At 31.0% G+C, this 22,630-nt stretch carries 22 protein-coding genes and 1 other annotated feature; of the genes, 20 read left to right on the top strand and 2 right to left on the bottom strand.

All coding sequences use genetic code 11. The annotated features are described in order from the left end of the window. Positions 1 to 47: 47 nt before the first annotated feature. From O3801_RS01250 to O3801_RS01295, 10 genes are all read left to right on the top strand, one after another. Positions 48 to 869, top strand: a complete 822-nt coding sequence (locus tag O3801_RS01250) for an energy-coupling factor transporter ATPase (RefSeq protein ID WP_371453738.1) — start codon at positions 48 to 50, stop codon at positions 867 to 869. Continuing rightward, on the top strand, positions 854 to 1,741 hold the full coding sequence (locus tag O3801_RS01255) for an energy-coupling factor transporter ATPase (protein WP_371453740.1): 888 nt from the start codon (positions 854 to 856) through the stop codon (positions 1,739 to 1,741). The genes O3801_RS01250 and O3801_RS01255 overlap by 16 nt, the downstream gene beginning before the upstream one ends. Then, complete coding sequence (locus tag O3801_RS01260; protein ID WP_371453742.1) at positions 1,734 to 2,522, top strand: energy-coupling factor transporter transmembrane component T family protein; 789 nt, start codon at positions 1,734 to 1,736, stop codon at positions 2,520 to 2,522. The genes O3801_RS01255 and O3801_RS01260 overlap by 8 nt, the downstream gene beginning before the upstream one ends. Before the next feature lie 25 nt (positions 2,523 to 2,547). Then, on the top strand, positions 2,548 to 3,579 hold the full coding sequence (locus O3801_RS01265) for an L-threonylcarbamoyladenylate synthase (protein ID WP_371453744.1): 1,032 nt from the start codon (positions 2,548 to 2,550) through the stop codon (positions 3,577 to 3,579). Between the two features lie 15 nt (positions 3,580 to 3,594). Continuing rightward, a complete protein-coding gene (locus tag O3801_RS01270) occupies positions 3,595 to 4,557 on the top strand; it encodes a glycosyltransferase family 2 protein (RefSeq protein WP_371453746.1) in 963 nt (320 codons plus the stop codon). A gap of 6 nt (positions 4,558 to 4,563) precedes the next feature. Continuing rightward, on the top strand, positions 4,564 to 6,132 hold the full coding sequence (locus tag O3801_RS01275; RefSeq protein WP_294683283.1) for a glycosyltransferase family protein: 1,569 nt from the start codon (positions 4,564 to 4,566) through the stop codon (positions 6,130 to 6,132). Beyond that, the gene (locus O3801_RS01280; protein WP_294683284.1) at positions 6,113 to 7,312 is read left to right on the top strand and encodes a leucine-rich repeat domain-containing protein; all 1,200 of its coding nucleotides are present in this window, start codon (positions 6,113 to 6,115) and stop codon (positions 7,310 to 7,312) included. The genes O3801_RS01275 and O3801_RS01280 overlap by 20 nt, the downstream gene beginning before the upstream one ends. 339 nt (positions 7,313 to 7,651) lie before the next feature. After that, positions 7,652 to 9,595, top strand: coding sequence for a threonine--tRNA ligase (gene thrS, locus O3801_RS01285; protein ID WP_294683285.1), 1,944 nt, complete (start codon positions 7,652 to 7,654; stop codon positions 9,593 to 9,595). A gap of 205 nt (positions 9,596 to 9,800) precedes the next feature. Continuing rightward, positions 9,801 to 10,385 carry a peptidylprolyl isomerase gene (locus tag O3801_RS01290; protein WP_294683286.1) on the top strand — a complete coding sequence of 195 codons (585 nt, stop codon included), beginning with the start codon at positions 9,801 to 9,803 and terminating at the stop codon, positions 10,383 to 10,385. Positions 10,386 to 10,649: 264 nt separating this feature from the next. Then, positions 10,650 to 11,930: a solute carrier family 23 protein gene (locus O3801_RS01295; protein ID WP_294681790.1), complete on the top strand. Its 1,281-nt coding sequence runs from the start codon at positions 10,650 to 10,652 to the stop codon at positions 11,928 to 11,930. A 66-nt stretch (positions 11,931 to 11,996) separates the two neighbouring features. On the opposite strand, the gene O3801_RS01300 is transcribed toward O3801_RS01295, so the two are convergent. Together O3801_RS01300 and O3801_RS01305 are read right to left on the bottom strand one after the other, a co-directional pair. Then, positions 11,997 to 13,205, bottom strand: a complete 1,209-nt coding sequence (locus tag O3801_RS01300) for an MFS transporter (RefSeq protein ID WP_371453749.1) — start codon at positions 13,203 to 13,205, stop codon at positions 11,997 to 11,999. A gap of 72 nt (positions 13,206 to 13,277) precedes the next feature. Then, the gene (locus tag O3801_RS01305; protein ID WP_294681788.1) at positions 13,278 to 13,712 is read right to left on the bottom strand and encodes an ArsR/SmtB family transcription factor; all 435 of its coding nucleotides are present in this window, start codon (positions 13,710 to 13,712) and stop codon (positions 13,278 to 13,280) included. 210 nt (positions 13,713 to 13,922) lie between these two features. Here O3801_RS01305 and O3801_RS01310 point away from each other — a divergent pair, with 210 nt between their 5' ends. The 10 genes from O3801_RS01310 (at position 13,923) to O3801_RS01355 (ending at position 22,629) form a co-directional block, all read left to right on the top strand. After that, positions 13,923 to 14,813, top strand: coding sequence for a YidC/Oxa1 family membrane protein insertase (locus O3801_RS01310; protein WP_371453751.1), 891 nt, complete (start codon positions 13,923 to 13,925; stop codon positions 14,811 to 14,813). A 133-nt stretch (positions 14,814 to 14,946) separates the two neighbouring features. Further along, positions 14,947 to 15,018 (top strand) — a sequence feature (ribosomal protein L21 leader region). Between the two features lie 19 nt (positions 15,019 to 15,037). Then, positions 15,038 to 15,346 carry a 50S ribosomal protein L21 gene (rplU, locus tag O3801_RS01315; RefSeq protein WP_003144981.1) on the top strand — a complete coding sequence of 103 codons (309 nt, stop codon included), beginning with the start codon at positions 15,038 to 15,040 and terminating at the stop codon, positions 15,344 to 15,346. A 2-nt stretch (positions 15,347 to 15,348) separates the two neighbouring features. Further along, on the top strand, positions 15,349 to 15,678 hold the full coding sequence (locus tag O3801_RS01320) for a ribosomal-processing cysteine protease Prp (RefSeq protein ID WP_371453753.1): 330 nt from the start codon (positions 15,349 to 15,351) through the stop codon (positions 15,676 to 15,678). A gap of 5 nt (positions 15,679 to 15,683) precedes the next feature. Beyond that, positions 15,684 to 15,965: a 50S ribosomal protein L27 gene (gene rpmA, locus O3801_RS01325; RefSeq protein ID WP_003145565.1), complete on the top strand. Its 282-nt coding sequence runs from the start codon at positions 15,684 to 15,686 to the stop codon at positions 15,963 to 15,965. A gap of 216 nt (positions 15,966 to 16,181) precedes the next feature. Further along, positions 16,182 to 17,816, top strand: a complete 1,635-nt coding sequence (locus tag O3801_RS01330; RefSeq protein WP_294681781.1) for a Na/Pi cotransporter family protein — start codon at positions 16,182 to 16,184, stop codon at positions 17,814 to 17,816. 238 nt (positions 17,817 to 18,054) lie between these two features. Then, positions 18,055 to 20,142: a polyribonucleotide nucleotidyltransferase gene (gene pnp, locus O3801_RS01335; RefSeq protein WP_371453755.1), complete on the top strand. Its 2,088-nt coding sequence runs from the start codon at positions 18,055 to 18,057 to the stop codon at positions 20,140 to 20,142. 9 nt (positions 20,143 to 20,151) lie between these two features. Further along, the gene (locus tag O3801_RS01340) at positions 20,152 to 20,418 is read left to right on the top strand and encodes a DUF2129 domain-containing protein (RefSeq protein WP_294681777.1); all 267 of its coding nucleotides are present in this window, start codon (positions 20,152 to 20,154) and stop codon (positions 20,416 to 20,418) included. Positions 20,419 to 20,495: 77 nt separating this feature from the next. Further along, the gene (gene rsmD / locus O3801_RS01345; RefSeq protein WP_371453757.1) at positions 20,496 to 21,050 is read left to right on the top strand and encodes a 16S rRNA (guanine(966)-N(2))-methyltransferase RsmD; all 555 of its coding nucleotides are present in this window, start codon (positions 20,496 to 20,498) and stop codon (positions 21,048 to 21,050) included. Positions 21,051 to 21,052: 2 nt separating this feature from the next. Further along, positions 21,053 to 21,544, top strand: coding sequence for a pantetheine-phosphate adenylyltransferase (gene coaD, locus O3801_RS01350; RefSeq protein ID WP_274459379.1), 492 nt, complete (start codon positions 21,053 to 21,055; stop codon positions 21,542 to 21,544). A 2-nt stretch (positions 21,545 to 21,546) separates the two neighbouring features. Then, positions 21,547 to 22,629 carry an undecaprenyldiphospho-muramoylpentapeptide beta-N-acetylglucosaminyltransferase gene (locus O3801_RS01355; protein ID WP_371453759.1) on the top strand — a complete coding sequence of 361 codons (1,083 nt, stop codon included), beginning with the start codon at positions 21,547 to 21,549 and terminating at the stop codon, positions 22,627 to 22,629. The last annotated feature ends 1 nt before the right edge of the window (position 22,630 follow it).

Here is a 22,630-nt window from a genome sequence, read left to right on the forward strand (position 1 = left end):
ATATTTGTTATAATAAAAAGATATTCTGTAGAAAATTAGGTAATAAAATGATAAAATTTGAAGATGTTTTTTTTCAATATTCTAGTTCTAAAAAGACTGCATTATCAAATATAAATTTAGAAATAAAAGAAGGGCGCTGGCTTAGTGTTTTAGGAAAAAACGGAAGCGGAAAATCAACGCTTATGAAGTTGATTTATGGGCAGAATTTAGCAACTTCTGGGAAAGTAACTTTTAATAATAAAGAGTATAATAAAGAACTTTATGATGATATAAAAAATAAAATAGCTATTGTTTTTCAAAATCCTGATAATCAATTCGTAGGATCTACCGTAGAAGAAGATATAGCATTTGGGCTTGAGAATAGAAATGTTCCTCAAGAAAAGATGGATGAGATAATGGATAGAGTATTAGAAATTGTTGATATGACAGACTATAGAAAATATGAGCCCTCATCATTATCAGGTGGCCAGAAACAAAGGGTGGCAATAGCATCTTCGCTAGCTTTAGACCCTGAGATTTTAATATTGGATGAGGCTACGAGTATGCTTGATCCTAAAGCTAAAAAGTCTATTTTAGAGTATATAAAAAAAATAAATAAAGAAAAAGGAATAACTATAATCTCTATCACTCACGATGCAGAAGAGAGTATTTATTCAGATGATATTGTCATATTAGAAAGCGGAGAAATAGTTTATCAAGGAAATTATACAACGCTATATGCTGATACTGAGATTTTAGAAAAATATAGCTTAGAGGTTCCTTTTGTAGAAAGAATAAAAAAAGACTTAAACAATTACCTGAATCAAGAATTATTTGAAATAGAAGAAGACGAGGGGAGTGTAGTAAGAAAAATATGCAAATTAGTTTAAAAAGTGTAAGCTATACTTATAATTATAAGACCCCATATGCTAGAGAAGTCTTAAAAGATATAAACTTGAAGATAGATGAAGGAAGTTATACGGTAATAGTAGGTAAGACAGGTAGCGGAAAGTCTACCCTTATAGAGCATATTAACGGCTTATTATTACCAACAAAAGGAGAAGTAGCAGTAGATAATATATTGATTACTAATCCACAGAGTAAAAAAGAAAGAAGAGAATTGGCTAAAAAACTGAAAATATTAAGACAAGATGTTGCGGTGTTATTCCAGTTTTCTGAACAGCAGTTATTTGAAACAAGTGTACTAAAAGATATTATCTTTGCACCCTTAAATTACGGAGTAGCAGAAGAGAAAGCTATCTCGAAAGCAAAAGAATTAATAAAATTAGTAGGACTTGACGAGAGTTACTTGGATAAATCTCCTTTTGAATTGTCAGGAGGCGAGATGAGGAAGGTTGCCTTATGTGGTGTGCTTGCCTTAGAACCTAAAGTACTAATATTAGATGAACCGACAGTAGCTCTTGATTATCGGAGTCGTGAGGAAATCATGGTTATGGTGAAAAGACTCAAAGAAGAGTTCGATATGACGATAGTGCTAGTAACTCACAATATGGATTATGTATTAGAATATGCGGATAAAATTTTCGTCTTGAAAAATGGAGAAATTAGTTTTGAAGGAAAAGTGGAGGACCTTTTCTTGAATGAACAAATTCTTAAAGAGAATTCATTAGAATTACCAGAAGTATTGAAGTTTTACAAAAAATTAGAAGCAAATAATATAGTATTGGATGTATTTCCTAGGAAATATGAAGAATTAATTAATGCTTTAAAAAATAAGATAGGAAGTAGTAGAAATGAATAATTCGTTAATAAGTAAGTATATTCCATTAAATACTATTATTCACAATCTTGATCCGAGAACTAAAATATTTTTTGTAATTTGGTACTTAGTAGATGTCTTTATTGCATATAATGTGTTAGAATTTTTTATTTTAATACTATTGCTGCTTGCGATAGTTATACTATCTAAAACGAGTCCAGCGTTTTTAATTAATAGTGTAAAAGCTATTAGTATACTAATCTTATTTACTTCGTTGATTCACCTTGTTTTTAATAAAAAAGGTGATGTGTTGTATGAAGTATTAGGTTGGAAGATTTATAGTGGTGCACTTTTAGGAATTGCGTTGATTACAGTCAGGTTTATTTTAGTTGTTGCGATAATGGTTGTCTTTATGGCTACTACTTCGCCAACAGAAATAACAAGTGCAATAGAGAAGAGTCTTGGATTCCTGCAAAAAGTAGGGGTTCCGATCTCGACTTTTGCGCTAGTATTATCTATTTCACTTAGATTTATTCCGACTATATTAGAAGAAACTAATAGAATAATAAATGCACAGGTGTCACGTGGTTCAGATTTTAATGAAGGAAGCTTAGCGCAGAAAGTAAGGAAGTTTATTCCTATACTGATACCGTTATTTATAGCTACTTTAAAAAGAGCTGATGAGCTTGCTACTGCAATGGAAGTGAGAGGTTATTCTACTACCGGGGTAAGAAGTAAGTATAAAGTACTAAAGTATAATAAACTAGATTATTTAAGTTATATATTAATAATAGTTATTACAATATTTATAATGTTAGTGTAGTATGAAATTTTAGAAAGGAGATAGGATGGAAACTGAAATAATTAATATTTCGAAAAGTGAAAGTAAAGAAGAGATATACAGTAAGTTAACTGAGTATTATAAAAAAGGGAAGCTTGTAGCTATTCCAACAGAAACTGTTTATGGCTTAAGTGCTAACGCTATGGATGATGAAGCGGTGAGTAAGATATATGAGGCGAAAGGTCGTCCGAGTGATAATCCGCTAATTGTTCATTTTTATGAAATGAGTCAGCTAGATAATATCGTTGATTATAGTGATGAAAATGTTAAGAAACTGATAGATAAGTTCTGGCCAGGTCCGATGACTTTAATTTTAAATGTTAAAGAAAATAACGGTATTTCTAAAAAGGTTACTGCGGGCTTAAATACGTTAGCTGTCAGAATGCCGTCTAATGTTACTGCTCGAGAATTATTAAAAGAGACTAAAGTTCTATTAGCAGCACCAAGTGCTAATACAAGTGGAAAGCCATCTCCGACAAAATTTGAACATGTGTATCATGATTTGAATGGGAAAATAGATGTAATAATCGAAGATGAACAATCGGATATCGGTTTAGAAAGTACGGTTATTGATTGTACAAGATATCCACTTGTTATTGCGCGCCCTGGGGATATTACTAAAGAAGATATTGAGTCTGTATTAGGAGAAGGTAGTGTGAAGTATAATGAAGAAGTACTTACACAGAATACCGCACCTATATCGCCAGGAATGAAATATAGACATTATTCTCCTGAAGCGGAATTAGTATTGTTTAATGATTCATTTGAAAATTTAATAAATATTTTAAAAGATAAAAATCAAAAAACAGGTTTTATTACATACAAAGAAATGGAATCTAGAGTTAATGATTTAAATGTTTCTATAAAATATTTAGCAGATAATGAGAAAAGTGTTGAACAATCTAATAAAAATTTATATAATATTCTAAGGGAGTTTGATGAAGAAAAGGTAGAGGAGATTTTTATACTACCAATCGAAGAAACGAAAGAGAATAAAGCTTTGTTGAATAGACTTAATAAAGCTATAAGTAAAAAATAAAATAGGAGATTTGTAATGAAAAAGTTATATGTAGTTATACCTTGTTACAACGAAGAAGAGGTATTAAACGAGACTGCAAAAAGATTAGAAGTTAAAATGAATTCTATGATAGAAGAAGATTTAATTTCGAAAGATAGCCGTGTTGTTTTAGTGAACGATGGTTCAAAAGATAGAACATGGGAAATGATAGAAGAACTTCATGAAAAAAATCCATTATTCAGTGGTATTAATTTAAGTAGAAATAGAGGACACCAAAATGCACTTTTAGCAGGACTTATGACAGTTAAAGATCACTGTGATGTAAGTATTTCTATGGATGCTGATTTACAAGATGATATTAACGCTATGGATGAAATGATGAAGAAATATCTAGCTGGTGCTGATGTTGTTTACGGTGTTCGTTCTGCAAGAACTACGGATACATTCTTTAAACGTTTCACAGCTGAAGCTTTCTATAAAGTAATGGAAAAATTAGGAGCAAATACAGTGTTTAACCATGCTGATTACCGTTTAATGAGTAAACGTGCATTAGAAGGATTAGCTCAGTTTAAAGAGGTGAACTTATTCTTGCGCGGGATTGTTCCTATGATAGGATATCCAAGTGATATCGTTACATATGAACGTGCAGAAAGATTCGCGGGAGAAAGTAAATATCCGTTATCTAAGATGTTAGCATTCGCTTTTGAAGGTATTACATCTTTATCTGTAAAATTAATTAGATTTATTACTATAGGTGGAGCATTAATGATATTTATTGCTGCGATAGTATTTTTCTACACATTGTATAGTTATTTTGCAGGATTTGCAAGACCAGGTTGGTCAAGTTTAATGATATCAATGTGGTTTATCGGTGGAATGATTATGATTTCACTAGGTATTGTGGGTGAATACGTAGGTAAAATCTACTTAGAAACAAAAGGACGCCCAAGATTTATTGTTGAAAAATTCTTAAACGAAGAGAAAAACAAAGAGGAATAATTGACAATGAATAAGGAAATATTAAATAAATTTTCTAACTTTTTAGTAAAAGTTATAGCTGTGATTTTCGTAGTACTTATGGGGATGAACTCTTTATTAGTATTAACAAAAACAGCGGTATTTCCGAAAGATTATCAAGAAACTTTATATTATGAAAATGTCAGTGCTATACTAAATATTATGTTCCTTATAATATTTAGTATAGTTATCTTAATATTAGCAAGATATTTGAAGAAAATAATAAGTGTTCAAAGATTAGTTTTAATAGTAATGATTTATGCTTTTATTATTAGTATCTTGTTTGCAATATTGAGAAGAGACTATGTTCAGTTTGATCCATTTAACGTAATAGATCAAGCTAATAATTTCATAAGAGAAAACTACAGTGGTCTTGATAAAGGAAATAACTATTTATACATATATTCACATCAAATTACAACAGTATTTCTATTCCAAATTATACTGTCATTATTTGGTAGAGCAACGTTTATTTTATATATAATGCAAAGTTTTTCAATAAGTTATATTATCTTTATGTTATATAAAATATCTAATATAATGTTTGATGATGAGGATACAAATTATCTAGTTGTAATTCTTAGTGGTCTATGTTTTCCGTTAATATTCTATGTTGCATTTGTATACGGATTATTACCGGGTATGTTTTTAACATTACTGGCTTACTATTACTTTATAAAGTATACTAAACACAAAAAATGGTATATGTTAGTAATAAGTGCTATTAGTATTAATGTTGCGATACTATTTATAGGTAATAACTTAATACATATGTTAGCTATATTATCGGCAGCAGTTATTTATCTTATTAGAGTAAGAGATAAAAAAGTCATTGCGTTTATAGTTAGCTGTCTGTTTTTAATGAGTGCCTCTAAGAGTTTAATCTATAATTATTATGAAGTGAAGAGTCAAAAGACAATTGCTGATGGTGTACCGAAAATTACATGGATAGCGATGGGAATGCAAGAAGGTGATCGTGAAGCTGGTTGGTGGAATAGATTTAACTATGATATAATGCCAGAAGAAGATTATGATACAAAACGCATAACCGAAATCTCTAAAGATTCTATAAAACAAAGAGCAGAGGTATTTAAGAAAAATCCTAGATATGCTGTAGATTTTTATCAAAGAAAATATGAAAATCAGTTTATAGAACCAACATTCCAGAGTTTATTAGTGACTGCACCTCAAAGGAATTTCGATAATGAAACTAAGTTAGAAAAAGTGAAAGACTTTTTTGTAAAACAAATTTACTTTGATGAAACTCATCACGTACTTACTTTTATTATGAAGGTATTTCAAGTGTTTGTATATGTATTTTCTGTAGTATTTGCAGTAAATGTTTATAAGAAGAAAAAAGAAATACTAACGATAATTCCAGTCGCTTTTATCGGTGGAACGTTATTCCATATGATTTGGGAAGCGAAAAGTAGATATGTATTTCCGTACTTTGTATTTTTAATTCCACTTGCAGCATATGGACTAGTAATTGTAAGAAATAAAATAACTGAATATAGAAAAAATAAAGAGGAAAAAAATGAAAAAGGTAATATATAAAGCTTTTATCATAACGTTATTAGGATTAACAGTATCTGCTCCTTCGATAAAGGCTAATGATGTCTATGTACCCTTTGGAGAAAAGAAATTTACTGAAATTGAAAATAGCGAAAAAATAGAGTTCGATGACCTAAATCTTAAAGCAGCTTTAATAGAGTATTATAAGTTTCATATTAATAAAGACTTTAAAGGTGAGGAAATAACTGTAGGTATGATGGAACAATTTACAAGTCTGTCATTACCTTGGAAAAATATTTTTTCTCTAAAAGGTTTGGAATACGCTGTTAACTTAAAAAATCTAAACTTATCTAATAACTTTATCGAAGATATTAAACCATTAGAAAAGTTAGTTGAATTAGAAGATTTAAACCTTACTAACAATAAAATAAAAGATCCAAAGAGTTTAGCTAAATTAACAAAGTTAAGACAATTAGTACTTAGAAAAAATTTAATGAATAATTTAGATTTTCTAAATGATCTAAAAGTAGAATCATTAGATATATCTATGAACAGTGTTTTAAAAGATTATATTCCGAATAATTTAAAACTAGATAATCTAAGAAGTCTAAATATTTCTGGTATAGGTTTAGACAATATCTCATTTTTAAAAAATGCAGGGAAACTTGAGAGTTTAGTTGCTGAAGAAAATGCTATTAAAGATGTTACGCCATTAGCTGAATTAAAGTCTTTGAGAACTTTATATTTAGATAGAAATAATATTAGCGATATTACAGCGCTAAAAGATTTAGCAAGTTTAGAAGAACTACTATTATATAAAAACAATATTGAGAATGTAGATGCGTTAAAAGATAAAAAATATCTATATCGATTAATGTTGAATGATAATCTAGGTTTAAAAAATATAGATGTATTAAAAGATGTACCAAATATTTCTAGCTTAGATATATCAAATACCGCAGTAACCGATATTTCAGCATTAAAGGATGCTAAGTATCTATATTATATCGCTTTGAAAGATACTAAAATCAGTGATGGTGATATAACTGCATTTGAGAAAAGTAATCTAGAAGTTAAAAAATCTAATAACATAGATAAAAAGCTAGAAATAGTAAAAACAGAAGCTGCAAAATATTTTAGTATTAAAAATTATATATTTATGGTGTTAATACTAATTTTCACTTTTAGTGGTATTAGAAGCTACTGGAGAAAAAATAAATAAAATGTAAAAGATAGATGAGTTTCCCCTTGAAATTCATCTATCTTTGTGCTAGAATTACATTAATGAAATAAATCAACGTATACTTAGGACAAGATATATATTTAACTTATTTGAGAGAGGGTATGGTGCTGAAAATACCTATAAGAAATATATGTTACTACCTAGCTAATAGTATTAACATAGTTAGTGAGCTTTATTCACAAAGAGGAAGTAAATTTACTTCGAATTTGGGTGGTACCACGAAAAGATTCGTCCCTTCTTTAGTTTCGGCTAGAGAAGGGGCTTTTTTAATTTCTAAGTAAGTTAGACTAAGTATATAAAAAAGAAGGAGACCTTAATATGGCTAAATTAGTTTTTCCAGATGGAAATGTAAGAGAATATGATAATAAAACACCATTAGAAATCGCTGAGAGTATTAGTGTAAGTCTTAAGAAAAAAGTGATTTCTGCAAAATTAGATGAGGACTATATCGAAGTTAACAAACCAATAACAAAAGATGGTCACTTAAAACTTATCGTTGCAGATGATGAAGATAAAGATAGTTTATATGTATTACGTCACACTTGTGCACACGTATTAGCGCAAGCATTAAGAAGATTATATGGTAAAGATGTACACTTCGGTGTTGGTCCAGCTATTGATGGTGGATTCTACTATGACTTTGATGCTGAATATAAAGTATCAGAAGAAGACTTTAAAGCAATTGAAAAAGAAATTAAGAAAATTATTAGCGAAAACTATGCAATTGAAGGTCGCGAAGTAAGTAAAGAAGAAGCTTTAGAAATCTTTAAAGAAGATCCATATAAAGTAGAATTAATTAACGATTTTCCAGCCGATGAAGTTATTACAGTTTACACACAAGGAGACTTCACTGACCTTTGTCGTGGTGGACATCTAAGTGCAACTTCAAAAATTAAAGAATTTAAATTATTATCTGTAGCCGGTGCATACTGGAGAGGTAACAGTGATAATAAAATGCTACAACGTATCTACGGAACAGCTTATTTCACTAAAGAACATTTAGAACAACACTTAGTACGTCTACAAGAAGCACGTGAACGTGATCACAGAAAACTAGGTAAAGAATTAGGAATCTTCACAACAAGTCAAAAAGTTGGTGCTGGATTACCATTATGGTTACCAAATGGTGCTACTATCCGTCGTACTATCGAAAGATATATCGTTGATAAAGAAGTAGAATTAGGATATGACCACGTTTATACTCCAATTATGGGATCTAAAGATCTATATATTACAAGTGGACACTGGGAACACTACCAAGAAGATATGTTCCCACCAATGGAAATGGACCACGAAACAATGGTACTTCGTCCTATGAACTGTCCTCACCACATGATGGTTTATAAAAATGAACGTCACTCATACCGTGAACTTCCAATCCGTATCGCAGAGCTTGGAATGATGCACCGTTATGAAGCAAGTGGAGCAGTAAGTGGATTACAACGTGTTCGTGGTATGACTCTAAATGATGCTCACATTTTCGTACGTCCAGATCAACTTAAAGATGAATTTAAACTTACTGTAGGACTTATCGAAGAAGCGTATAAAGACTTAGGTATTAAAAACTTCAGTTACCGTCTATCATACAGAGATCCAGAAAATACTGAGAAATACTTCGATGATGATGCAATGTGGAATAACGCTCAACAAATGTTAAAAGAAACTGCTGATGAGTTAGGATTAGACTATGTTGAAGCTGAAGGAGAAGCTGCATTCTATGGACCAAAACTTGACGTTCAAGTAGAAACAGCAATCGGAAAACAAGAAACATTATCTACAATTCAATTAGACTTCTTATTACCAGAAAGATTTGAATTAGAATATATTGGTGAAGATGGAAAAGCTCACCGTCCAGTAGTTATCCACCGTGGTATCGTATCAACAATGGAAAGAATGGTTGCCTTCTTACTAGAAGAGTACAAAGGAGATTTACCAACATGGTTATCACCAAACCAAGTACGTATTATCCCAGTAAACAATGACTACCACTATGATTATTCTAAAGAAATCATGCAAGAACTTAAAAAAGCTGGTGTTAAAGTAGCTATCGATGATAGAGATGAAAAACTAGGATACAAAATCCGTGAAGCAGCAAGCAAAAAAATTCCATATACTTTAGTAATTGGAGATAAAGAAGTAGAAAACAGAAATGTTAACGTTAGAACATTTGGTTCACACGACCAAAAAGAAGAAAGCTTTGCTGAGTTCAAAGAAAATATCTTAAGAGAAATCAACGAAAGATTAATCGAGAAAAACGCATAGTAAAATAGGGAGTGACTCAAAAATCGTGATTTCGGAGAAACAAGATTTTGTCGAGTCACCCCCGCACAGTTTATTAGATATCTAAAAAGCTTTTATAAAGCGATTTTAGATATCAATAAACCACTGCGTCTATGGTTATTCGTATGAACTTTGTAAAATTTTAGAATTTTTAGATAAGCTCATAATCATAATAAGGAGAGATATAATGTTAACTCAATTAACAAAAAATGTAAAAAAAGGTCAAGTTGGAGTGAAAATTAAAACTACTCACGGAGATATGACTTTCAAATTATTTGAAAAAGATATTCCAAAAGCAGTAGAAAACTTTTTAACTCACGCAAAAAATGGATACTATAAAGGTATTATATTCCACCGTGTAATTAAAGACTTTATGATTCAAGGTGGGGACCCAACTGGTACAGGTATGGGAGGAGAGTCAATCTGGGGACGTAGTTTCGAAGATGAATTCTCAATGGATTACTTCCACTTCTACGGTGCGTTAAGTATGGCAAATGCTGGACCAAACACAAATGGAAGTCAATTCTTTATAGTTCAAAATTCTCACGTAGATGCTAGAACTTTACAAGCACTTGAACAAGGTGGTTGGCCACAAGAAGCTGTTGAAGGATATGCTAAACTAGGGGGAACTCCTCACTTGGATCACCGTCACACAGTATTTGGACACCTAATCGCTGGTGCAAAAACTTTAGAGAAAATTGCAGCTGTAAAAACTGGAGCTCAAGATAAGCCGGTTGAAGAAGTTGTGATTCTTGATATAGAAGTTAAATAAATATAAGAAAGCAAGATTAATGAGATTAATCTTGTTTTTTTATATATTTATGAAGAAATAATAATTATATAATTTTAGAATTTAGAATTTAGAGTTTAGGATAATTTAAGAAATAAAAGAACAGTATTTTTTAGAATAAAATATTATTAGTTAATTTAAAATTTACTTAAAAATTAATTAAAAAAAATAGGAAAAAATGCTTTTAAAATGACTATTCATGTGATATAATTATGAAAGTTTGAATATAAAAAAAGGAGAAGAAGAATGGCAGAAAAAACAAGAGTAAAACCAATTCTGGATGTTCATGAAAAGCCTAACTTAGCTCTATGGGTAACGTTAAGCTTACAACACTTATTCGCAATGTTTGGAGCGACGGTGTTAGTACCGATTTTAACAGGGTTACCAGCAAGTACTGCTTTAACGACATCAGGTATTGGAACACTTACGTATTTATTAATAACTAGAGGTAAAATTCCTGCGTATTTAGGATCTTCATTTGCCTTCATTAATCCGATTATTGTGCTTTCAACTACTCACAGTGTTGAAACAGCAATGCTTGGTGCATTTTTAGCCAGCTTAGTTTATGGGGTTGTAGCAATGTTAATTTACAAATTTGGTGTAAATTGGTTATTGAAACTTTTACCACCAGTAGTAGTTGGACCTATTATCATTGTTATTGGACTTGGGATTGCTCCTACAGCAATCAATATGGCGATGTACAAAACAGTAGATGGAGCTAAAGTTTATGATTTAAAATACTTCTTAGTAGCTCTTATCACATTAGCAGCAACAATCTTCTGTTGTGTTGCTTTAAGAGGATTTGCTAAACAAATTCCAGTATTATTAGGAATTGTGTTTGGATATATTGTCGCTGTATTTGCAGGATTAGTTGATTTCCAACCAGTTATCGATGCTCCTTGGTTTAGCTTACCGAAGTTCACAATTCCTTTTGTGACATATACACCACATTGGAATGTAGCAGCATTAGCAATGGTACCTATTGCTATAGTAACAATTAACGAACACATCGGTCACCAAATGGTATTATCTGAAGTAGTAGGAAGAAACTTCTTAAAAGATCCAGGATTACACCGTTCAATCTTAGCTGATGGAACAGCTATGATGTTTGCATCACTTTTAGGTGGACCACCAAGTACAACATACGGTGAAAACATTGGGGTGCTTGCTATTACACGTATCTTCTCTGTATTCGTATTAGGAGGAGCAGCGGTATTCGCACTTATCTTAAGTTTTGTAGGTAAGTTCTCAGCTCTAATCTCTACGATTCCATCACCAGTTATGGGTGGGGTATCGATCTTACTATTCGGTATAATCGCTTCAAGTGGACTTAGAATGTTAGTAGATGAAAAAGTAGACTTAAGTATCAACAGAAACTTAGTAATTTCTTCAGTAATCATCGTTTTAGGTGTAGGAGGAGCAATGTTGAAATTCGAAAGCATTAACTTCGAACTTCCAGCAATGGCACTTGCAGCTATCAGCGGTGTGTTATTAAATGCATTCTTACCAAAAGAAGATAAAAAATAGAAATTAATTTAATAGCTAGTAACTTGTATTAACGAGTTGCTAGCTATTTTTTGTATGAAATATTTCTTATTCAAGTAATTTTGAAAAACTAGGTAAATTTCTAATATTTTTGTTAAATAACCAAAATAGAAAAATACTAAAAATTAATAATGAAGTAATAATTATTATAGTTTTTATGTTGTATTTTATACTTAATACTCCTGCCAATAAAGCTCCTAGCGGGCTAAAGGCTATTGACAAACCTATCATAGTTGACATAGCGACGTCTAATTTATCTTTACTTATGATACATTGAACCATTGTTTGAGAATATGTATTTAAAATCCCGATTAATATCCAACCGAAAAGAAATAATGAAAAATTTATAATTTTGTTAGTTATAGAATTATTATTAAGTATGCTAAGTGATCCCCAAGATAGAGCTATACCTAGTGTAAATGTAGTATATAGAGTACTTAACCTTATATTTTTTAGTGTTTGATTGTTAGAAAGAAAGGCTCCTATTAGAATACCAAGGCCAGATGCACTTAGTAAAATTCCATAAAAATAACTAGTTTCCGAATACTCAGGAAGTAGTGTTAGTAACGAACTGGTAGAAAAATTAATTACTATAATTCCTATTAATAATGGTTTTAATAGAGGAGTATTCCAAATTCTTATTCCACTACTTAGTTTAGAAAAGTAATTTTCTTGTATAGTATTAGTATTTTTAGATAAATCATCTGATAAGAAGATGAATATAAAGCTGTTGATAAAAAATGTAATGCTATTTATGATGAAAGCATATATTGTCCCAAAGAATGTGATAATAAATCCACCTATTGAATTAAATAGTGCATCACTACCTTGATAAGCTATAGAAAATAATGAATTTGCTTTAACTAAATCTTCTTGTTTAACTATTTTTGGAAGTAAGGCGAGTTGAATAGGATAAACAACTTGATTAATAAAACTGATACAAACGATAAAAATTATTAGCGTAGTAATCTGTAGCTTATTTATGTAAATTAGATAGGTAATAACAAGTAATATTATAGCTTGAAATAACTGTGAAATAATTAAGAACCTCTTCATATTAAATTTACTGATTATCGGCGAGATAAATATTTGTAGTATAGCGGTGAATGAGATTAAAAATAAAGTGATACCACTATAAAAGGTAGATTTAGTAAGTGTGTATATTAATGTAAGAGTAGCGATTGAATATATGCTATCGCCAAAGTTGGTGATTAATCGACCGAATAGTAAAATTGAAAAGTTTTTATTTTTAAACATAACGTCCACATCCTTTATAAAAAAATTTAACGATAAAAAATATTTGACAGTCGATATATTATTTTACAGCTCTTAATGAGCTGTTGAAATAATACTAATACTAACACTATTTTTATTTTCTGAGGAAAATTTCTTTTCTAATTTTTTAACTTCATTCCAGAAATCTTCTATATCTTCTTTATTTATATTAAAATTAACAGAGGTATTGTTAAATAAGTCGTTAAAGATACTAGGTGAAGGTACAAAAGCTTGTGCAGTCGGTAGATAATATTTTTGGATTATACCGTTAATTGTATCTGTATCAACTACCTCGATAAAATTATTTTCCTCTAGAATATTAAGATGATAGTGTATTTTAGTTCTATTAATTTTTAATAGTTTAGCAAGTTCTTTTGAGTTTTTCTTTTCTGTACCGAGTGTAGTTAGAATACTTATTCTTAAAGGATCAGAAATGACCTTTAGTTTCTCGATATCTGTAATATATTGTATATCTTTGATAATAATCATCCCTTTCTTACTAATATTATATAACTATCTTTACTAACTGTCAACAAATTTTGAACGTTATAAATTAATTTTTTATAACTTTGTTAATTTTACTGAGGTTTAATTAAACAATAGTTTGACTACCTCTTTTATATCTGATATAATTTACTAGGTATAATATTAGTAAGAATTTACTATAGTTACAAAGTAGAAATAAAAAATTTAAGGAGAATGAAATTGAAAAAACTATCAGCAATTTTATTAGGTTTGCTTGGAATAGTAACATTATCTGGATGTTCAGCGTATGACAGATCTGGAACGTTCTATGAAACGTTCGTAAAACCGATGGATATATTCTTAGCAAAAATTCATGAGTATACTGGAAGTTGGGGTTGGTCAATTGTAATTATCACACTGATCATCAGATTATTAGTACTTCCATTTATGCTACATAACTATAAAGTACAAAACAAAGCAAGAAAAGGACAAGAATTAGCTCGTCCGGAATTAGAAGTAGTTCAGAAAAAACAACAAGCTGCCAAAGAAAAAGAAGCAAGAGCTATTTCAAATGAAGAAAAAATGCAAGCTCGTAGCGAACTTATGGAACTGCAAAGAGAACAAATGGCTATCATGAAAAAATATGATGCTATGCCTATAAGCTTAGGTGGATGCTTACCGATTCTTATACCTTGGCCATTCTTAATGGCAATATTCTATACGTTGACAAATCCATTATATTCAGCAGGAATTGTTGATTCAACATTCCTAGGAGTATTTAGTCTTGGTACACGTTCATATACACTACCAATAATCGCGTTTATAGTTTATGCTATTCAAACAAAACTAAGTATTAAAATGATGCCGCAAACTGTGCAACCTGGGCAACCTGGAGCTGAACAAATGCAAATGATACAATGGATATCACCTGTAATGATTGCAGGTTTCTCATTCATCGTAGCTGGAGCAGTAGCCGTGTATTATATCGTTGGGGGATTATTCATGATATTCCAAACATACCTAGGACACACATTATACCCACCATATAAACCAGAAAAACAAAAGAAACAAGCTTTTGATCCAGAAAAAGTTACATTAGTTTCTAACAAGAAAAAACGTAAATAGTTTATTAAATCAGTAAACATTAGAAATATTGTTTACTGATTTAATTTTTTGAAAAAAAAGTAAGAAAAGTTATCAATATAGTTGACGTTATGGTATATATGTGTTAGAATTGTATTGTTGTGTAGCTCCTAAATAGCTACTACAACCGCACGTATAAGGTAAACAAGAGAGAAATCCACCTTATATGGCGAGTCTTAGTAAAAAATATTTAAGGAGGTGCAGATATGTACGCAGTAATTAAAACAGGTGGGAAACAACTACGTGTTGAAGAAGGACAAACAATCTTAGTTGAGAAATTAGCAGCTGAAGTTGATTCTACAGTTACTTTTGACGAAGTAGTATTAGTAGGTGGAGAAACAACAAAAGTTGGTGCTCCTTTAGTAGCTGGTGCGACAGTAACAGCTAAAGTAGTTGCTCAAGGTAAAGGTAAAAAAATCACAGTATTTAAATACAAACCTAAAAAGAACAATCACCGTAAATTAGGTCATCGTCAACCTTTCACTAAATTAGTAGTTGAAAAAATTAACGCTTAATCATGATTAAGGTGGAAATCGTAAAAGAAGTTGAAGTTATTAAACAAGTAACAGTTGATGGACATGCTGATTATGCTGAACATGGTTCAGATATAGTTTGTGCAGGTGTTTCTGCTGTCGTATTCGGTTTAATAAATGCAGTAGATGCTCTAGATGAAGATGTACAGTTCGATATTTCAGCTAGCGAAGATGTAACTGGGCATTTAACATATAGATCGTTAAAATCTACAGATAAAGAGCAACTTCTACTAAATGCAATGTTAGTTGCATTAAAAACAATTGAAGAAAATTATTCAGATTATATAACTATTGAAGTAAGAGAGGTGAAATAGACATGATGTTACAATTAAATTTACAATTCTTCGCATCTAAAAAAGGGGTAGGTTCTACTAAAAACGGACGTGACTCTGAATCAAAACGTTTAGGTGCTAAAAGAGCTGATGGTCAGTACGTAACTGCAGGTTCTATCTTATACAGACAACGTGGAACAAAAATTTGGCCAGGAACTAACGTAGGAAAAGGTGGAGATGATACACTATTCTCACTAGTTGACGGAGTTGTACGTTTCGAAAGATACGGACGTAGCCGTAAAAAAGTTTCTGTTTATCCACAAGCTTAATAAGCATTGTGAAGGTATTTACAAATTTGTAGATACCTTCTTTTTTTGTGAAAATATTAATGTATTATTAACATTTTTTAAGTAATTAATGTAAACATTTGTAATAATATTTTAATATTTCTAGTTTTAGATTTCAGTTGTGCTTTTAAAATATATATGGTAAAATTTATTTGTGTGTTAAAAGATACACGCAACATATACTAGGAGGACAAAAAAGTGTCAGCACTTTGGCAAGAAATTTTATTTTCTTTTTTAGGAGGTCTTGGTTTATTCCTATTCAGTATTAAGTACATGGGGGACGGACTTCAATTAATAGCCGGGGAGAAAATGCGATATGTTTTAGATAAATATACATCTAAACCACTTATGGCTGTCTTAGCCGGAATTATAGTTACGATACTTATTCAGTCGAGTACAGGAACAATCGTAATTACTATAAGTTTAGTAGGAGCTGGATTATTAAAAACGAAACAAGCAATTGCTATCGTTATGGGTTCTAATATCGGAACAACATTAACATCATTCATTATCGGATTTAATATATCTAAATATGCGCTACCTTTATTATTCTTAGGAGCAGCATTCTTATTCTTCACTCGTGCTAAAGTTGTAAATAATATCGGTCGTGTAATTTTTGGTTTTGGAGGGATTTTCTATGCCCTAAAAATGATGTCTACAGCGATGGGACCTATGAGAGATATGTCTTGGTTCCAAAACATATTAACGCATATTAATGATAGTGCGGTAGTAGGGGTAGGAGTAGGTACATTTTTAACAGTATTAATTCAATCATCTGCAGCGACTATTGCGATTTTACAAAACCTGTATGCAGACGGAGCTTTAAGCCTAACTGGTGCATTACCAGTTCTATTTGGGGATAATATTGGGACAGCGATTACAACAGCTGCATTAGCAATGGTTGGAAGTAATATTGCTGCGAAACGTGTAGCAGCATCTCACGTATTATTTAACGTTATCGGTACTATTATCTGTTTAATAGCGTTAGTACCTTATGGTGCTTTCATTCAATATTTAGAAACAACATTAGGTCTAGAGCCGAAAATGACTATTGCATCTGCACACGGTACATTTAATATTTTAAACACAATATTACAATTCCCATTCATTAGTGTATTAGTGGTTATTGTTACGAAAATTATTCCAGGTGAAGATGAGCAAATCAAATACAGTACACAATATCTTGATAAGTCATTAGTAACAAGTGCACCAGCGGTTGCATTAGGACAAGTGCAAAAAGAATTTGTTGAGATGTTAATCTTATCTAAAAAAAGTTTACGTAATTCAGTAGAGTACTTTATGAATCGTGATGATCAACTGCGTGAAAAAGGTGAAACTTACGAGGATGCGATAAACAACTTTGATGAACAAATGACAGATTACTTAACTCTATTATTTAGGGAAAAATTAAGTCCAAAAGAAGGTTTAATTGCTTCAACATTATTAGATGGGACTCGTGATGTTGAAAGAATTGGTGATCATGCTAGAGATATAGTGTTATCTGTAGATTATCAAATTAGGAAAAAACTGAAGTTTTCTGATGCTGCAAAAGCAGAAGTTCAAGAAATGTATGATCTTTGTAATGATGTAATTTTAAAAACTATAAAATCACTAGAAGAAAACAACATAGCGTTAGCAGGTGCAGCGTTAGCAGCTTGTGAAAATATCTATGCACTTGAAAAAAATGCACGTAAACAACATACTCAACGTATGAAAGATGGAATTTGTGAAATTCCAGCGGGAGTAGTGTTTATGGATTTAATCCAACACTTTACTCGTGTTTGTGAACACACTAGAAATATTCTAGAAAAAGAGATTCAAGGTCATTTATAATTATGTCAAATAAACAAAAAATATATATTATATTATTTGTTATTATGTTGTTAATAATATTAGTTTTATATAAACTATATCAATTACAATTAGTTTAGAAATTAATAAACGAAAATATAGAGAAATCAAAGTTATTTCTACTATGTTTTCGTTTTTTTCTTTGTAAATACTAGCATTCGTGATATAATAAGGTAGTCGATTTATATAAAGTTTAAGAAAATATTGAAAGGAAATAAACATGTTTCAAGATAAAAAAGTTTATACAACACAATGGGCTGGAAAAACATTAACAGTTGAACTAGGTGAAATGGCTCGCCAAGCTAACGCAGCAGTAGTAGTAAAATACGGAGATACTGTTGTATTAACAACAGCTGTTGCCTCAAAAGAAGCAAAAGATGTTGATTTCTTCCCGTTAACAGTTAACTATGAAGAAAAAATGTATGCAGTAGGTAAAATTCCAGGAGGATTTTTACGTAGAGAAGGACGTCCAGGAACTGAGGCTACTCTAGCTGCACGTTTAATCGATAGACCGATTAGACCATTATTTGAAGATGGTTTTAGAAACGAAGTACAAGTTATTTCAACTGTATTATCAGTAGAGTATGATTGTGATCCAGTAATGGCAGCAATGCTAGGAAGTTCACTTTCATTATCAGTATCAAATATTCCATTTAAAGGACCTATCGCTGGAGTAACAGTTGGATATGTAGATGGAGAATATGTAATTAACCCAACAGTCGAGCAAATGGAACGTTCTACAGTTGATTTAAAAGTAGCTGGAACAAGTGACGCTATTAACATGGTTGAAGCAGGAGCTAAAGAAGTATCTGAAGAGATTATGTTAAATGCTATAATGTTTGGACATGAAGAAATCAAACGTCTAATCGAGTTCCAACAACAAATCGTAAACGAAATTGGTCAAGAAAAAATGGCTGTTGAGTTAAAAGTTATTGATGAGACTATTTACAATGAAGTACTATCAATGGCATTATCTCAAATGAAAGAAGCAATTGCTATTAAAGATAAACAAGCGCGTGACGAAGCTATTTCTGCTGTTAAAGAAAAAGTTCTTGAAGTATTCGAAGAACGTGCAACAGCTGAAGATGAGCTAGATATCGTAAAAGAAGCAAAATTATCATTAGATAAAATCGTAAAAGATGAGGTTCGTCGTGAAATCACTGAAGATAAAGTTAGACCTGATGGACGTGCATTAACAGAAATTAGACCTTTAGCATCTAGAGTGGATGTATTACCAAGAACACACGGTTCTGCATTATTTACTCGTGGACAAACTCAATCTCTAGGTGTTGTAACATTAGGTAACTTATCAGATGAGCAAATCATTGATGACCTAACTCAAGAAGAAAACAAGAGATTTATGTTACACTATAACTTCCCAGCATTCTCAGTTGGTGAAGTAGGATTCAGTCGTGCTCCAGGACGTCGTGAAATTGGTCACGGTGCTTTAGGGGAGCGTGCATTAGCTCAAGTTATCCCTTCTAAAGAAGATTTCCCATATACAATTCGTATCGTATCAGAAATCTTAGAATCTAACGGTTCAAGTTCTCAAGCTACAATCTGTTCTGGATCTATGGCTCTTATGGCAGCTGGTGTTCCAATTAAAGCTCAAGTAGCTGGTATTGCAATGGGATTAGTTAAAAAGGATGAACACTACACGATTTTAACTGATATTCAAGGTATGGAAGACCACCTTGGAGATATGGACTTTAAAGTAGCAGGTACTGCAGAAGGTATAACTGCGCTTCAAATGGATATTAAAATTGATGGTTTAAGTGAGCAAATCTTAAAAGAATCATTAGAACAAGCACGTGTAGGTAGATTACAAATTCTAGATCACATGAACAGTATTATCGCTGAACCTCGTCAAGAAGTTTCTACATTTGCACCAAAAATCAAAATTATTAAAATTAAACCTGAAAAAATTAAAGATGTTATTGGTTCAGGTGGTAAAGTTATCAATGAAATCATTGAAAAAACTGGTGTTAAAATTGATATCGAACAAAATGGTGATGTATTTATTTCTTCACCTGAAATTGAAGGTATTTATAAAGCAATTGAAATCATCGAAAATATTACTCGTGAAGCAGAGGTTGGTGAAATCTACTTAGCTGAGGTTAAACGTATTGAAAAATTCGGTGCTTTCGTTGAATTATTCCCAGGAGTTGATGCTTTAGTTCACATTTCTAAATTAGCTGAAGAAAGAGTAAATAAAGTTGAAGATGTTGTAAAAGTTGGAGACACTCTGAAAGTTAAAGTAATTAAAATTGATGAGAAAGGTCGAGTAGACGCAGCAGCTCATTTCTAGGAGAAATTTATGGAGTTATTTGAAAAAGAAAGACGTGGAATATATGTCTATTTTAAAAGTTTTAAAGACTTAAATAAATTAGAAAAATATGGGAACTTTATTTCTTATTCTAAAAGAGGAAGATATGCTTGTATATATGTTGATGAAAACAGATTAGGCAGCATAGTAGAAGAACTTAAGAAAAAGAAATTTGTAAAAAAAGTAGAATTATCAGGAATGTCTGACTTACATTTAAGTTTTGAGCATTTAGATTCAAGTCTACAAACTAAGAAATAATAGAAATAGGGGGAGAATATATATTCTCCCTTATTTTAAGAAGTATTCAAAATGATGGTACTTTATAGTGAGGACAAATGAGAGTTATAGCAGGAAAATACAGATCTATAAAATTAAATGCTGTTGAAGGAATGAATACAAGACCGACAACGGATAAAATTAAAGAAAATTTATTCAATATGATAGATTGCTATGATTGTAAAGTATTAGACCTTTTTGGTGGAACAGGTGGCTTAGGAATAGAAGCGTTAAGTCGTGGTGCTAAGCACGCAACTTTTATTGATGGAAGTAATAATGCAATAAAAGTCATTAAAAGTAATATTGAAAAATGTAGAATAGATGCTACAGATTATTCTTTATATAGAAATGATTTCAAACGAGCATTGAAAATTTTCGGAAAGAAAGAGGAGAAATTTGATATTATTTTTCTAGATCCACCATATGATAAAGGATTAATAGATGAAGCATTACAATGTATTTTAGAAAATAATCTATGTAATGATGAGGCGTTAGTTATTTGTGAAAAGAGCAATACAGAAGAAATCACTATTACTGATGAAAAACTTGAAGTTATAAAAGAAAAACAGTATGGAATAACAGATATAGTAATCTTTGAATATATGGAGAAATAAAAATGAAACGAAAAATAGCGATTGTACCAGGTAGTTTTGATCCTATTACTTATGGACATATAGATATTATAAAACGAAGTTCAGAGTTATTTGATGAGATTATAGTAGCTATCTTGGTAAATCCTGATAAGAAATATTTATTTTCACTTGATGAAAGAGTGGAGATGATTGAAGAAACAATAAAAGATATTCCAAATGTGAGAGTGGATGCATTCTCTGGATTATTAGTAAACTATGCAAAGAAGGTTGGTTCAAGTGTCATAGTTAGAGGTCTAAGGGCAGTATCTGACTTTGAATATGAGATGCAATTAACATTTATGAACAAAGCTTTGGATGAAGGAATTGAGACATTTTATATGATGGCTAATAAACAATATTCATTTATTAGTTCTAGTATTGTTAAAGGTGTTTCAGGTTTCGGAGCAGACTTATCGAAGTTCGTTCCTAAAAACGTGGAAGAGCGTTTGGAAAAAAAGATGAAAGAGAGAGGATAAAGGTGAAAAAAATCCTATTTACTGGAGGGGGCTCAGCAGGTCACGTGTCTGTAAATGTGGCTTTGATTCCAGAATTTAAGAAAAATGGGTATGAGATTTCTTATATTGGTAGTAAAACTGGTATAGAAAACGAAATGATAGGAAAGATTTCAGAAGTAAAATATTTTAAAATAAGTTCAGGTAAGTTAAGAAGGTATTTTTCTTGGGAAAATTTTATAGACCCATTTAAAGTATTGAAAGGAATATTAGATTCGTTACTTATATTAAAAAAAGAAAAACCAAATTTTGTTTTCTCAAAAGGTGGATTTGTTAGCGTTCCGGTTTGCGTCGCAGCTAAGTTACTAAGGATTCCAGTAGTCTTACATGAATCAGATCTTACACCGGGACTGGCTAATAAGATTAATATTAAGTTCTGCAATCATATTTTTACAACATTTGAAGATACTCAGAAGTTTTTACCGAAGGGTAAAGCTAGTTTAATCGGAGCTATTGTTAGAGATGATATTTATACAGGAGATAGACAAAGAGCTTATGAATTAACAGGGTTTAATGAAGATAGGGCTGTGTTATTAGTAATGGGTGGATCTCTAGGATCGAAAATTCTAAATGATTATATTTGGAATAATATTGATCAACTTACTGAAAAATATCAAATCGTTCACTTAGTTGGAAAAGGATTAATAAATAACAATATAGATAAAGAAGGGTATAAACAATTCGAATTTTTATCAAAAGAATTGTTTGATGTACTAAAAATTACCGATTTCGTTATTTCAAGAGCAGGTGCGAATTCAATATATGAGTTTTTAGCTTTAGAATTACCTCCGATTCTTGTTCCACTTGGAACTAATCAAAGTAGAGGAGATCAAATTGAAAATGCTAGATTCTTCGAAAAAAATGGATTTGCAAAAGTGGTAGTAGAAGAGGATTTTGCAACACTTCCTATTTCTCAAATTGATGAATTTTATAATAATTTAGAAGATTATAAACATTCTATGCAAGTTTATAAAAATGAAAAACGTGTAATAAACGACGTAAATGATTTTTATAACAAGATTTTAGATAAAGTAGGAGGTGAAATTTAGG

Source organism: Gemella sp. 27098_8_149 (assembly GCF_041433745.1).
In the GTDB taxonomy this organism is placed as follows: Bacteria; Bacillota; Bacilli; order Staphylococcales; family Gemellaceae; genus Gemella.